At 66.4% G+C, this 13,409-nt stretch carries 9 protein-coding genes; 6 read left to right on the top strand and 3 right to left on the bottom strand.

All coding sequences use genetic code 11. The annotated features are described in order from the left end of the window. Nucleotides 1–63 precede the first annotated feature (63 nt). The 5 genes from CSQ95_RS19105 to CSQ95_RS19090 all read left to right on the top strand — a co-directional run bounded on the left by CSQ95_RS19105 (nt 64) and on the right by CSQ95_RS19090 (nt 7,686). Nucleotides 64–1,674: an FAD-binding oxidoreductase gene (locus CSQ95_RS19105; RefSeq protein WP_099410725.1), complete on the top strand. Its 1,611-nt coding sequence runs from the start codon at nt 64–66 to the stop codon at nt 1,672–1,674. Beyond that, complete coding sequence (locus tag CSQ95_RS19100) at nt 1,671–3,239, top strand: glycerol-3-phosphate dehydrogenase/oxidase (RefSeq protein ID WP_099410647.1); 1,569 nt, start codon at nt 1,671–1,673, stop codon at nt 3,237–3,239. Before CSQ95_RS19105 ends, CSQ95_RS19100 begins: the two co-directional genes overlap by 4 nt. A 195-nt stretch (nt 3,240–3,434) precedes the next feature. Beyond that, nucleotides 3,435–3,590 carry a hypothetical protein gene (locus CSQ95_RS29700; protein WP_180279103.1) on the top strand — a complete coding sequence of 52 codons (156 nt, stop codon included), beginning with the start codon at nt 3,435–3,437 and terminating at the stop codon, nt 3,588–3,590. 3 nt (nt 3,591–3,593) lie between these two features. Next, entirely contained in the window at nt 3,594–5,171 is a 1,578-nt protein-coding gene (locus tag CSQ95_RS19095; RefSeq protein ID WP_099410646.1) for an FGGY-family carbohydrate kinase, read from the top strand. 244 nt (nt 5,172–5,415) lie between these two features. Continuing rightward, nucleotides 5,416–7,686: a TonB-dependent hemoglobin/transferrin/lactoferrin family receptor gene (locus tag CSQ95_RS19090; protein WP_180279102.1), complete on the top strand. Its 2,271-nt coding sequence runs from the start codon at nt 5,416–5,418 to the stop codon at nt 7,684–7,686. A 200-nt stretch (nt 7,687–7,886) separates the two neighbouring features. On the opposite strand, the gene CSQ95_RS19085 is transcribed toward CSQ95_RS19090, so the two are convergent. The 3 genes from CSQ95_RS19085 to CSQ95_RS19075 all read right to left on the bottom strand — a co-directional run bounded on the left by CSQ95_RS19085 (nt 7,887) and on the right by CSQ95_RS19075 (nt 11,820). Further along, complete coding sequence (locus tag CSQ95_RS19085) at nt 7,887–9,245, bottom strand: diguanylate cyclase (protein ID WP_099410644.1); 1,359 nt, start codon at nt 9,243–9,245, stop codon at nt 7,887–7,889. Between the two features lie 290 nt (nt 9,246–9,535). Continuing rightward, nucleotides 9,536–10,729, bottom strand: a complete 1,194-nt coding sequence (locus CSQ95_RS19080; RefSeq protein ID WP_070288853.1) for a PLP-dependent aminotransferase family protein — start codon at nt 10,727–10,729, stop codon at nt 9,536–9,538. A 176-nt stretch (nt 10,730–10,905) separates the two neighbouring features. After that, complete coding sequence (locus CSQ95_RS19075) at nt 10,906–11,820, bottom strand: DMT family transporter (RefSeq protein ID WP_099410643.1); 915 nt, start codon at nt 11,818–11,820, stop codon at nt 10,906–10,908. Nucleotides 11,821–11,961: 141 nt separating this feature from the next. Between CSQ95_RS19075 and CSQ95_RS19070 the strand changes: the two genes are divergently transcribed. Then, nucleotides 11,962–13,380, top strand: coding sequence for a PLP-dependent aminotransferase family protein (locus tag CSQ95_RS19070; protein ID WP_257218105.1), 1,419 nt, complete (start codon nt 11,962–11,964; stop codon nt 13,378–13,380). Nucleotides 13,381–13,409: the final 29 nt, after the last annotated feature.

Below are 13,409 nucleotides of genomic sequence, written 5' to 3'. Positions count from 1 at the left end.
TCAGGCAAACACAGTATAGCAAGCCGTCGTGGCGCGCAACTGGCCGCAACACAGGGGATGTTCATGCAACGCTGGAATGGCTGGGGAGACGACAGCATCGTGTATGCGCTGGGCGAGGATGCGCTGGCTTTTTTGCGCGGGCGCCTGGGACCGGGCAGTCCCATCGCGGACGCCAGCTTCGACGACGCCTGCGCGCAGGTGCCCGCGTCGCGCCTGGCGCCGCATCCGCTGATCGACACCCAGCCTGCCACGCGCGTGCGTCATGCGCTCGGTCAAAGCCTGCCCGACTGGTTTAAATTACGCCACGGCCGCATCGGCGCGGTGCCCGACGGCGTGGCCTTTCCCGACAGCGCGCTGCAGGTGCGCCAACTGCTCGCGTATGCGCGTCAGGCGTGCGTGACCGTCATTCCCCATGGAGGCGGCACCAGCGTGGCCGGGCATTTGACGGTGGCGGCGGGGCCGCGCCCCGTGCTGTCGATCAGTCTCGTGCGCCTGTGCGCACTGGGCCACCTGGACCGCGAGGCGCAGCTGGCCACGTTCGGCGCGGGCGTGTATGGCCCCGATCTGGAGGCGCAGCTGCGCGCGCAGGGCTACACCCTGGGCCATTATCCGCAGTCGTTCGAGTATTCCACGTTGGGAGGCTGGATCGCCACGCGCTCGTCGGGCCAGCAATCGCTGCGCTATGGCCGCATCGAGCAGCTGTTCGCGGGCGGCGAGGTGGAAACCCCGTCCGGGACCTTGAGCATCCCCACGTTTCCCGCCTCGGCGGCCGGCATCGACCTGCGCGAAATGGTGCTCGGCTCCGAAGGGCGGCTGGGCATCGTGACGCAGGCCACCGTGCGCGTCTCGCCGTTGCCGCCGTATGAGGCGTTCCACGCCGTGTTTTTCGCCGACTGGGGCCAGGCGCAGGCGGCCGTGCGGACGCTGGCCCAGTCGCGCCTGTCCCTGTGCATGCTGCGCCTGTCGAACGCGGTCGAAACGCAAACCATGCTGACCCTGGCCGGCCATAAAAAACTCGTGGGACTGCTGGAACGCTACCTGTCGCTGCGCGGCTGCGGCGAAGGCAAGTGCATGCTGATGCTGGGCGTCAGCGGCGACGAGAAACCGGCGCGCGCGGCCCTGCGCGGGGCGCTGGCGCTGGCGCGGCGGCACGGGGGCGTGCACGTGGGGCGCCACATGGGCGACAAGTGGAAGCAGGGACGCTTTCGCAACGTCTACCTGCGCAACGGCGCGTGGGAACACGGCTATGTCATCGACACGGTGGAAACGGCTGTCGACTGGCCACGCGTGGCGCCCATGATGGCGGCGCTGGAGCAGGCGGGCGCCCGCGCGCTGGCGCAGCACGGCGAGCAGGTGCACGCGTACACGCATTTGTCGCACGTGTATGCGCAGGGCGCCAGCGTCTACACCACGTATGTGTATCGCTTGGCGTCCACGTATGAAGACAACATGGCGCGCTGGCGCAGTTTGAAAGACGCGGCCGGCGCCGCCATCGTCGCCAACGGCGGCACCATCAGCCACCAGCATGGCGTGGGCACGGACCACGCGCCGTGGCTGATGGCCGAAAAGGGAGAACTGGGCATCGCCGCCATGCGTGCGCTGCTGCGCCAGTTCGACCCGCAGGCCATGATGAATCCCGGCAAACTGCTGCCCGAGGCCGGAGGCCCATCGTGAACAGGGCGGATCTGCCCGGCGTCCTGGCGCGCGAGTGGGATGTGCTGATCGTCGGCGGCGGCATCACGGGCGCCGGCATCCTGCTGGAAGCGGCGCGGCGCGGCCTGGCGGCGCTGCTGGTGGAGCAGCGCGATTTCGCCTGGGGCACGTCGAGCCGGTCGTCAAAGCTGGTGCATGGGGGCTTGCGCTATCTGAAGCAGGGACAGTTCGCCATGACGCGCGAGTCGGTGCACGAGCGGGTAGCCTTGCTGGCGGATGCGGCCGGGCTGGTCGAGCCGCAAGGCTTCGCCTTCGGCGACTACGCGGGCAGGAAGCCGGGGCGGCGCCAGTTCATGCTGGGCCTGGCCATCTACGACGTGATGGCGGGCAAGCGCGCGCGCCGCTATGTCGATGCGTCTGACTTTGCCATGCTGGCGCCGCACGTCCGGCGCGACGGCCTGCAGGGCGGCATGCTGTACCAGGACGCCAAGACGGACGATGCGCGCCTGGTGCTGCGCGTGTTGCAGGAGGCACGGCGTCATGGCGGCGTGGCCGTCAATTACCTGGGCGTGGCGTCGCTGCTGCGCGAAGATGGCAAGGTCACCGGCGCCACCTTGAACGATGCGGTCGATGGCGCGACATTCACCACGCGTGCGCGCCTGGTGATCAGCGCCACGGGCGCCTGGGCCGACGGCTTGCGCGGCCAGGTGGGAGCGCCGCCGAAACTGCGGCCCCTGCGCGGCAGCCATCTGCTGCTGCCGGCCTGGCGCTTGCCGCTGGCGCAAGCCGTCAGCCTGATGCACCCGCACGATGGCCGCCCCGTCTTCGCCTATCCGTGGGAGGGCGTGACCCTGGTGGGCACCACCGATGTCGACCACGGCGCCAGCCTGGACCTGGAACCGGCCATCACGCGCGGCGAACTCGATTACCTGCTGGCGGCGCTGCGCTGGCAATTCCCGCAGCTGGCGCTGGGTGAAGACGACGTGCTGGCCACGTTTGCCGGCGTGCGCCCCGTGATCGACAGCGGCCGGCTTGACCCGTCGAAGGAAGCGCGCGAACATGCGCTATGGCTGGAAAACGGCTTGCTGACGGTGGCGGGCGGCAAACTGACGACGTTCCGCGTGATCGCCCTCGACGCCTTGCGGCGCGCCGCGCCGCTGCTGCCGGGCTGGCAGGCGGATTTGCGTCCGCTGCCGATTTTCGACGCCACGCCGCCCTTGTCGGGCAAGGCCTTGCTGCTCGACGGCGAGCAGCGCGAACGGCTGCTGGGCCGTCATGGTGCGGGGGCGCAGGCCCTGTGCGATGCGGCGCAGGACGGCGAACTCGAACCGATTCCCGGCACGCAGACGCTGTGGGCGCAGCTGCGCTGGGGCGCGCGCATGGAAGACGTGCAGCACCTGGACGACTTGCTGCTGCGGCGCACGCGCCTCGGTTTGCAGCTGGCCGGCGGCGCGCTTGCTATCATGCCGCGCCTGCGCGCCATCTGTCAGCATGAACTGGGGTGGAGTGATGCCCGCTGGGATGCGGAACAGCGGCGCTACCTGGCCTTGTGGCGCCGCCATTACAGCGTGCCGCAGGGCGATTGAAAAACCATAAAAAATAAACAAGAGGAGAGCATCATCGACACGACCCTGTTTGGCCAGCCCCTGGCGCTGGGCGACGCGCGCATCACCTACGACAGCCTGTCGCCGCTGGACCTGCGCCAGCCCATCGATACCCTCGTCGACGACCTGGGCGAAGACCTGCTGCAAATCACGTGCGCGAATGGCGACATTGTCGACGTGGGCTGGTATCCGGCCTGGAACGAACAGGGGCGCTTGCGCGTGGTGGCCGTGCGCGGCCAGGAATGGGAAGCGCCCGTCTTCAGCGCGCAGCCTGAAAAAGATCCGCAGGCGCTGCTGCAGGCGCTGCGCGCCGCGCTGGCCAGCCTGGCATAAGCCATGACCAGCGTCTCCGGCCAGGGGCCGTACATTCTTGCCATCGACAATGGCACGCAAAGCGTGCGCGCGCTGCTGTTCGACCGGGACGGGACACTGGCGGCGAAGGCGCAAGTGTTCCTGGAAGCGTATTACTCGGACCACCCCGGCTGGGCCGAGCATGACGCCGACGGTTACTGGCAAGCCGTGTGCGCGGCGTGCCAGCAGCTGTGGCGCAGCACGGACATCAATCAATCCTCGGTGGCCGGCGTGGCCGTGACGACGCAGCGCGGCACGGTGGTCAACGTGGACGAACACGGCGCGCCGCTGCGGCCCGCCATCACCTGGCTGGACCAGCGCAGCACGCGCGACATTCCCCCGCTGGCGCCGTGGTGGCGCGCCGCCTTCCGCGCCACGCGCCTCGACGGCACGATCACGTACTTCCGCCGCGAGGCCGAGATCAACTGGATCGCGGCGCACCAGCCCGACATCTGGCACCGCACGCACAAATTCCTGCTGCTGTCGGGCTTTTTGAATCACCGCCTGTGCGGAAAATATATCGATTCGACGGGCTCGCAGGTGGCGTACATCCCGTTCGACTACAAGCGCCATGCCTGGGCCGGGCGCTTCGACTGGAAGTGGCAGGCGCTGGCGATACGACGCTCGATGCTGCCGGAACTGGTGACGCCGGGCACGCGCATGGGCGCCATCACGGCGTCGGCCGCCGCGGCGACGGGCATCCCGGAGGGCACGCCCTTGCTGGCGGCGGCCGCCGACAAGGCGTGCGAAGTGCTGGGCGCCGGCTGCGTCGAACCGCACGTGGCGTGCCTGAGCTATGGCACCACGGCCACCATCAACACGACCAGCCGCAAATACGTGGAAGTGACGCGCTTCATCCCGCCGTACCCGGCCGCCATGCCGGGCGCCTACAGCACGGAAGTGCAGATTTTCCGCGGCTACTGGATGGTCAACTGGTTCAAGGAGCAGTTCGGCGACCGCGAACGGGCGGCGGCCGCTGAGGATGGCACGGGCTTGTCCGCCGAAGCGCTGTTCGACCGCCTGGTCGAGGCCGTGCCGCCCGGTTCCATGGGCCTCATGCTGCAGCCGTACTGGAGTCCCGGCATCAAGGTGCCGGGGCCGGAAGCGAAGGGCGCCATGATCGGCTTTGGCGACGTGCACACGCGCGCGCACATCTACCGCGCCATCCTCGAAGGCCTCGCGTATGCGCTGCGCGAAGGCAAGGAGCGCATCGAGCGGCGCAGCGGCGTCGCTATCACGGAGCTGCGCATCGCGGGCGGCGGCTCGCAAAGCGACGCGGCCATGCAGCTGACGGCCGACATCTTCGGCTTGCCGGCCGCGCGCGCCCACGTGTATGAAAGCTCGGGCCTGGGTGCGGCCGTCGCCGCCGCCGTGGGCCTGGGCTGGCATGCAAACTTTCCCGCCGCCGTGCAAGCGATGACGCGCAAGGGCAAGGTCTTCCAGCCCCATCCCGAGCACCGCAAAATCTATGAGCAGCTGTACCGGCGCGTGTACAGCAAGATGTATGCGCGGCTGCAACCGCTGTACCGCGAGATCGCCGACATCACCGGCTATCCGGAATAACTACGCCTTCAATGCTATTGCGAATCATTCTCATCCAGTATATGATGTGTTCCGCATTTCACCAAGGCAACGTATCCCGGTGACTGCAGTGCGCCGCCGGCCATGCGCCGGCGGCGTGTCCGCGCGGGCAGGGTTCCGCCGCAACGCTTCCGTCAACGCCGCCGCTTGATCGTGCACCGCCTGTCCTCTGCCCAGCGTTTTTCATTCCACAAGCATGAAGCAGCAAACTCAGGCAAGGATAGCGATGAAGAGCAGCAAACAACGATTGACCCCGCTGGCCGCCGCGCTGGCGCTGGCATTGGGCGGCGCGCACGGCCATGCGTGGGCGGCGGCGATGGCCGACAAGGCCGAGAAGGCTGGCGCCGTGCAGATGCCCGCCATCAGCGTGTTTGGCGACGCCATCAGCGCCGGCACGGCCGGACGCTCGTATATCACCAGCGCCGACATCGAACGCCAGCAGGCCGACAATGTCGCGTCCTTGCTCGACACCTTGCCCGGCGTGGACCTGGCCGGCACGGCCCGTCCCAGCGGCCAGAGCCTCAATATCTGGGGCTTCAACAAAGTGCAGGACGTGAAGGTCATCCTCGACGGCGTGCCCAAGGGTTTTGAAAAATACCGCCAGGGTTCCATCTTCATCGAGCCGGAACTGATCAAGCAGATCGAAGTGAACAAGGGCGCGCATACGAGCTTGTATGGCAATGGCGGCTTCGGCGGCGTCATCACGGTCGAGACCAAGGATGCGCAGGACTTGCTCGAAGGCGGCGAGAGCGTGGGCGCCATGCTCAAGTACTCGCGCCACTCGAACAATGCAGAAAACGACGCCACCGTGGCCGTCTACGGCCGCACCGAAGACGGCCGCTTCGACGCGATGGCCTTCACCACGCGGCGCAAGTCCGACGATTTGCGCAAGCCGGACGGCAAGCCATTCCGCTTTTCCGCCATCGATGCGCCATCGAGCCTGGCCAAGCTGAATATCCGGCTGACGCCGGAGCAGCTGCTGACCCTGACGGCGATGAAGAGCGGCAGTTCGGGCTGGGGCCCGTTCGCCGCCATGGGCGAGGACGTGCCCACGCCGACCGAGGTGGAAATCAAAAAATATGGACTGGAAGAGGCGTGGCAGCGCAAGGCCGTCTACCGCGACCAGGACGACGATACGTATTCCGTGAAGTGGCAGTACGCGCCGCAAGATAATCCATGGATCAAGCTGACGGCCAGCGCCGGCTATTCGCACACGGACCAGCATGACAAGCGCCTGCCATCGGCTTCACCGGGTTCCTACCTGGGCTCTCTGGGCAACGAGAGCTGGGCCTCGTACGTGGACCGCATCGCGGAAGTGCGCAACGAAAGCGTGTTTGCGACGGGCGCCGTGTCGCACGTGCTGCAAACGGGCCTGCAATGGCACAAGAATGTGCGCGACACCCTGATGTACTACCCGTCGTCGACGGCGTTGAAGGACCCCAGCTACAACTACGGCTACTTCCAGCCCTACTACATGCCGGCCGGGCGCCAGGAAACCACGGGCCTGTATCTGCAGGATGCGATGACGTATGGCGACCTGACGCTGACGGCGGCGCTTCGCCACGACCGGGTCGTCTCCGAGGGCGTGCCGAACAAGGCGCCGCGCTACAACAGTCCGCTGGCGGCGGCCGGCCACGACTTCAGCGAAAAGGCGCACGAAGACTGGTCGCCCCGTCTGGGCCTGTTCTGGAAGGCGTCCGGCACGCTGGCCTTGTTCGGCGACTTGAGCCGGACCTGGCGCGCGCCCACGATCGACGAGATGTATTCGAACGAATACTATGTGTCGGCTAGACAGGGTTCATCGACGCCGGGCACCAGCCGCGACCTGGCTGTCGAGCGCGTGACGGCCGTGCGCGCGGGCGCCATGCTGCACCGCCAGAACGTGTTCATGGAGCGCGACGACGCGCAGTTGCGCCTGACGGTCTACCGCAACAAGGTCAGCGACAATATCGGCCCGCGCCTGGGCGTGCTGGTCGAAGGCTACGAGCCGGGCTCGGGCAAGGTGCCGCCGGCGCTGTCCGACTACCGCAACCTGGCCGGTTTCCATACGCAGGGCGTGGAAGTGGAGTCCTACTACAATTCACCGCGCCTGTTTGCCAGCGCCTCGCTGTCGAAGCAGCGCGGCACGCGCACCGGTTCCCAGCGCGACCCGTGGGGCCGGGACGAACCCGTGTCGACCATCGCGCCCGATAAATTGATGGCGGGGCTGGGCTGGCGCATGCCCGACCTTGGCGCCAGCATGGGCTGGCAGGGCCGCTTCGTGGCGAAGCAGGAGCGCGTCCTGCCGGTGGGGAACGTGTACCGCCTGCCGCCGTCGAAAGGCTATGCGCTGCATACCCTGTTCGCGTCATGGAATGGCAGGCAGGGCGTGTGGCGCGGCACGGAGGTGCGGCTGACGGTCGATAATGTCTTCAACCGCAATTACATGCCCTACCTGAGCGAAGCGGTCACCGGCGTGGGACGCAATGCGAAGTTGAGCGTGTCGAGAAAATTTTGATTCGCTTTGAGAACGGCGGGCCGGAGACGCGGGCCTGAGAAAATGCCGATGGCGGCGTTGCAGCTCCTTGCCGTACTGGCGTATTGTCTGCGTCGCTGCGCCTTGCCCTCGACATTTTTCAGGCCCGCTTGGCCCGGAGTGCCTTTGCATCGGGCGTGGGCCTACCCTTGGTTCGCGACATGTTTCGTTGAATTTCCCTGTTAACGCAGTACGATCGCCTTGACCGTTTCCCAGGCCGTGCTGCCCGAGTGCGTGGCGCGGACCTGGTTGCGGCCCGCTTCCTTGGCCACGTACAGGGCGCGGTCGGCGGCGACGAACAGCGCTTCGCGGTCGTCCAGCTGGTGCGGGCGGATGGTCGCCACGCCGATGCTGACGGTGATCCACGGCGAGGTGGTGGAGCGCGGGTGCGGCAGTCGCAGTGCTTCGATGCTGGCGCGGATGGCCTCGGCCAGGTGCAGGGCGCTGGCCGCGTCCGTATCGGCAAACAGCAGGACGAATTCCTCGCCGCCGTAGCGCGCCGCCAGGTCGCCGGAGCGGCTGGCATGCGCATCGATGGCTTGCGCCACCTGCTGCAGGCAGCTGTCACCGGCCGGGTGGCCCAGGCTGTCGTTGTACAGCTTGAAGTGGTCGACGTCGAGCACCACCAGCGACAGGGCGCCGCCGCCGCGCACGGCGCGCTGCCACTCTTTTTCCAGGAAGCTGTCGAAATGCCGGCGGTTGGCTATTTGGGTCAGCGGATCGAGATAGGCGGCGCGCTGCAGCGCGTCTTCCGACTGCTTGTGGTGTGTGATGTCGTGCAGCAGGCCGATATACAGGGGCTGGCGCAGATACATGGGCGTCAGGGTCAGGTCCATGCTCAGCGCCGCGCCGTTGCGGTGGCGGATCGCCACTTCGCGCGTACCGTGGTTGTGCGCCTTTTCCGGATTGGCCGCGTGCATGGCGAAGTAGTCGAGGTATTCCTGCGTCACGAGGGGGCTGAGCAGCTCGCCGATGAAGCGCCCGGCCAGTTCGTTTTCGCGGTAGCCCAGGTATTGGTCGCAGGCCGGGTTGGTGTACTGGATGCGCCCGTTCGCCTCGATGATCAGCAAGCCCTCGGCCATGTTGTTGACGATGGTGCGCAGGCGCTCGGCCTGTTCCTGCTGGGTTTCATTGTTGCTGCGGATTTGCAGTTGGGCGCGCACGCGCGCGCGCACTTCGGCCATGCGCAGCGGCTTGCTGATGTAATCGACGGCGCCGCAGTCGAAGCCGGCCACCACGTCTTCCGTTTCCGTCCTGGCGCTCATGAAGATGACGGGGATGCGCTGCGTCAGCGGATGCTGCTTGAGGCGGCGGCACGTCTCGATGCCGTCCATGTCCGGCATCATCACGTCGAGCAGGATCAGGTCGGGCTGGGCGCGTTGGGCGATCGCCAGCCCCCGCTCGCCGGACGTGGCAACATAGGTTTGATAACCCTGTTCGCTCATCAGCTTGCGCAGCAGCTCAAGGTTGGCCGGCGCATCGTCGACAATCAAAATGGCGGCTTCATGCCGCTGGGAATGCTCCACACTGCCTGGACTCATTGCTTCCGGCCTTCTCGATGTACTTTGCGCTGCCAGCGTTTGCTGCATTTTCGGTGATGCTGACCGGGTTCAAATCTGATGCAGCGGTCAAATCATACCGCCTCGCCAATTTTTTGGGTGAAAAAATCGATGCTGCGCGAGGCGTGAAAATATTATTTTTATGATATTTTTAAAAATAAATAAACGCAGTTGCTATCGTGAAAGCTGTTTTTAAACGGAAAAGATGCGTGCCCGGTGGCGCCGGGGCAGCGGGGGACACGCCCCGCAGTTGCGGGGCGTGGAGAGTGCGATTACATTTTTGCGGCGATCAGTTTGCCCAGGATGGCGATGCCTTCTCGGATGCGTTCCGGCGGCACCGTCACGAACGACAGGCGCAAGGTGTGCGTGTCCGGCGTGTTGGCATAGAACGGCGCGCCCGGCACGAAGGCGACCTTGTTGGCGATGGCTTCATCGAGCAGTTTCATCGCATCGATATGTTTCGGCAGGGTGACCCAGATGAACATGCCGCCTTCCGGCTTCGTCCAGGTGACGCCGGCCGGGAAGTGCTCTTCCAGCGCCGACAGCATGGCCTGGCACTGGTTGCCGTACAGGCTGCGGATGCTGGGGATATGCCGCTCCAGGAAACCATCTTTGATCACTTCATGCACGACCATCTGCGTCAGCTGCGAGGTGTGCAGGTCGGCCGCCTGCTTGGCCAGTTCCAGGCGGCGTACCAGCGGCATCGGCGCCACCACGTAGCCGAGGCGGATGCCGGGCGTGAGCACTTTCGAAAACGAGCCCATGTAGATGACGCCGTCCGGATTCATGTTGATCATCTTCGGATACGGCTCGCCGCTGTAGCTCAGGGCGCCGTACGGATCATCCTCGATCAGCGGCAGGCCGTGGCGGGCGCAGGTTTCCACCAGTTCCACGCGGCGCGCCACGGACAGGCTGCGGCCCGTCGGGTTCTGGAAGTTCGGCAGCGCGTACAACAGGCGCGCGCCATCGGCGACGGGATCGATCGACGACGGCACCAGGCCTTCGTCATCGGTGTCGACGGACACGAATTCGGGACGGTAGACGGAAAACGCCTGCAGGGCGCCCAGGTAGCTGGGGGTTTCCACCAGCACGCGGCTGCCTTCGTCGATCAGGACCTTGCCCAGCAAGTCCAGCGCCTGCTGCGAGCCGGACGTCATCAGCACTTGCTCGGGCAGGATGGTGCTGCCATTGCCGGAGAGCGAGTCGGCGATCCACTGGCGCAGCGGCAGGTAGCCGTCGGTGGGGCCGTATTGCAGGGCCACCTTGCCATTGTTCGACAGGACCTTGTCGAAGGCGGTCTTCATTTCTTCCACGGGGAAGGTGGCGGGCGAGGGCAGGCCGCCGGCAAACGAGATGATCTCGGGACGCTGCGTGATCTTCAGGATTTCGCGGATGAACGAGCTTTGCAGCTGTTCCGCGCGTTCGGCAAAGCGCCATTGGATCGGATTCGGATTTTCAATTTTCATACGAGTCTCACAGAAGATGCCGAGCTGCGCCGGCTGGATTTGTTGGCCCGCTTGTGGCGGTGCGTGCGCAAGCGGCGCCGGATAGGCGTCGCCATGGTGCTGCGGTATTGTACGGCTTGCACGCCGCCGTGCCCATGCGCACGCGCAACGGCGTTGCAAATGGGCGTCAGGGAAGCTTACTTCAGCTTGCGTCCGATGCCCACGACGGCGATCACGGCGCCGGCAAACAGCAGGCTTTCGCCCGTCAATGGCTCATTCAGCAGCACGGCCGCGCCCACCAGGGAGAGGAAAGGCTGCAGCAGCTGCGTCTGTCCCACGCGCGCCACGCCGCCCAGCGCCATGCCCCGGTACCAGAAAAAGAAGCCGATAAACATGGAAAACACGGAGATGTAGGCAAAACCCAGCCAGGCCACGCTGCTGGCCTGCGCCATCAGCGCGCGTTGCGGCCAGGCGTTCCACAGCGTCACGGGCAAGACAAAAGGCACGGCCAGCAGCAGCGCCCAGGAAATCACATGCTGGCCCGGCATCGTTTGCGCCAGGCGCCCGCCTTCGGCATAGCCGAGTGCGGCCAGCAGCACGGCGGCAAAGATCAGCCAGTCGGCCAGGTGGAAGCTGCCGCCACCCTGGCGCAACGCGAACGCCACCACTAATAGCGTGCCGAGCAGGGCCATCAGCCAGAACCCTGCGGAAGGGCGCTCCTTGCCGCGCAGCACGGCAAATACGGCAGTGGCCAGCGGCAGGATGCCCACCAGCACGGCGCCGTGCGAGGCGGGCAGGCTGCGCATGGCGATCGACGTCAGCCAGGGAAAGCCCAGCACGCAGCCCAGCGACACGAGCGCCAGCGGCAGCCATTGTTCGCGGCGCGGCAACGGCGCGCGCTGGTGCCACAGCCACAGGCCGGCCAGGCCGGCGGCCACCAGGGCGCGGCCCAGGGCGACAAAGGTGGGATCGAGTTCGGCGACGGCCATGCGCGTAAAAGGCAGGGTCAGGCTGAAGAGGGCGACGGCGATGAGGCCCAGCAGCAGGCCTTTGCGGTCGGCGCCGAGGCGGGGAGGATGGCTGGCGGGGGCGGTACTGGTAGTCGATGGCATGTTTTTCCTGATACTGGCTGATAGGTGTGCGGGGTGCGCGGCAGGCGTGGATTAATTTCTGCCGTACTGCTATCCTAGGGTGCAATAGCAATACAGTACAAATACACTTTCACGCATAATTTCACATACTGTCATGGCCATATGAGCAATACACTTCCTTTGCTGTCGCGCGCCTCGGGCGAAACCCTGATCGACCAGATCGCGCGCTCGCTGGCGGCGCGCATCGACGACAAGCTGCTGCGCGGCGGCGCGCGCATGCCTTCGATCCGCCAGTGCGCCGCCAGCCTGGATGTGTCGTGCGCCACGGTGGTGGCCAGCTACGACAAGCTGGTGGCGCGCGGCTACCTGGAATCGCGGCGCGGCGCCGGCTTTTTCGTGCGCGAGCGCTCGCCGCTGAACACGCCGGCGCCGCCCCCTGGCGCGCAGGACACGGCGGCGCAGCCGATGGATGTCGTTTGGCTGATCCGAAACATGTTCCGCCAGACGCCGGTCATCCCCGCGCCCGGCACCGGCATGCTGCCCGCCGAGTGGCTCGATGGCGACCTGGTGGCGCGCGCCCTGCGCGATGTCAGCCGCCAGCCGGGCAGCCTGCTGCTCGGTTACGGATCGCCGCAGGGATTCCTGCCGCTGCGCCAGCAGTTGCAGCTGAAACTGGCGGGCCTGGAAATCGCCTGTCCGCCCGAGCAGATCGTCACCACGGTGGGCGTGATGCAGGCGCTGGACCTGGTGGCGCGCGAGTTTGCCCGTCCCGGCGACACCATTTTCGTCGACGATCCCGCGTATTGGCTGATGTTTGGCGCCTTTGCCGCCATGGGCATGCAGGTCATCGGCATCCCGCGCCTGGGTGACGGCCCCGATATCGCCGTGCTGGCCGAGCTGGCGGCCCTGCACCGGCCCAAGCTGTACGTGATCAATTCGGTTCTGCACAACCCCAGCTCGACGTCGCTGTCGGCGGCCAAGGCGTTTCAGGTGCTGCGCCTGGCCGAACAACACGATTTCCTCGTCGTCGAAGACGATATCTATTGCGACATGCATCCCGGCGGCGAGGTGCAGCCGGCCACCCGCCTGGCCGCGCTGGACCAGCTGCGCCGCGTGATTTACCTGGGCGGCTTTTCCAAGAGCCTGTCGGCCAACCTGCGCGTGGGCTTCATCGCCACCTCGCCGGAATGGGCGCAGCGCCTGGCCGACCGCAAGATGCTCGCCACCCTGACCACCAGCGACATCGGCGAGCGCGTGGTGTATAAAATCCTCTCGCAAGGTCTGTACCGCAAGCATGCGGAACGGCTGCGCGCGCGGCTCGACAAGGTGCGCGAGGGCACGTACCGCCGCGCCGAGCGGGCCGGCCTGCGTTTCGATCCCGCGCCGGCCGGCATGTTCATCTGGGCCGATGCGGGCTGCGACACGAATGTGCTGGCCGAAAAGGCGCTGGCCGAAGGCCTGGTGCTGGGGCCGGGCAGCCTGTTTTCGCCGCGCCAGCTGCCGTCGACCCGCATGCGCCTGAACCTGGCCACGGTGCAGGACGAGCGCGTCTGGGATTTTTTCGCGCGCGCACTGGGCTAAAACTGCACATTTGCCGGGGGCTCTTGAAA

The sequence above is a fragment of the Janthinobacterium sp. BJB304 genome (assembly GCF_002735765.1).
Taxonomy (GTDB): domain Bacteria; phylum Pseudomonadota; class Gammaproteobacteria; order Burkholderiales; family Burkholderiaceae_D; genus Janthinobacterium.
The sequence above is the reverse complement of the archived record's forward strand: the minus strand, read 5'-3'. Positions and strand labels throughout refer to the sequence as shown.

Bases quoted from the DNA above. Each gene is read 5' to 3' on its own strand.
- CSQ95_RS19105 (WP_099410725.1), top strand. From the start codon at position 64: ATGCAACGCTGGAATGGCTGGGGAGACGACAGCATCGTGTATGCGCTG.
- CSQ95_RS19095 (WP_099410646.1), top strand. From the start codon at position 3,594: ATGACCAGCGTCTCCGGCCAGGGGCCGTACATTCTTGCCATCGACAAT.
- CSQ95_RS19090 (WP_180279102.1), top strand. From the start codon at position 5,416: ATGAAGAGCAGCAAACAACGATTGACCCCGCTGGCCGCCGCGCTGGCG.
- CSQ95_RS19085 (WP_099410644.1), bottom strand. From the start codon at position 9,245: ATGAGTCCAGGCAGTGTGGAGCATTCCCAGCGGCATGAAGCCGCCATT.
- CSQ95_RS19080 (WP_070288853.1), bottom strand. From the start codon at position 10,729: ATGAAAATTGAAAATCCGAATCCGATCCAATGGCGCTTTGCCGAACGC.
- CSQ95_RS19075 (WP_099410643.1), bottom strand. From the start codon at position 11,820: ATGCCATCGACTACCAGTACCGCCCCCGCCAGCCATCCTCCCCGCCTC.
- CSQ95_RS19070 (WP_257218105.1), top strand. From the start codon at position 11,962: ATGAGCAATACACTTCCTTTGCTGTCGCGCGCCTCGGGCGAAACCCTG.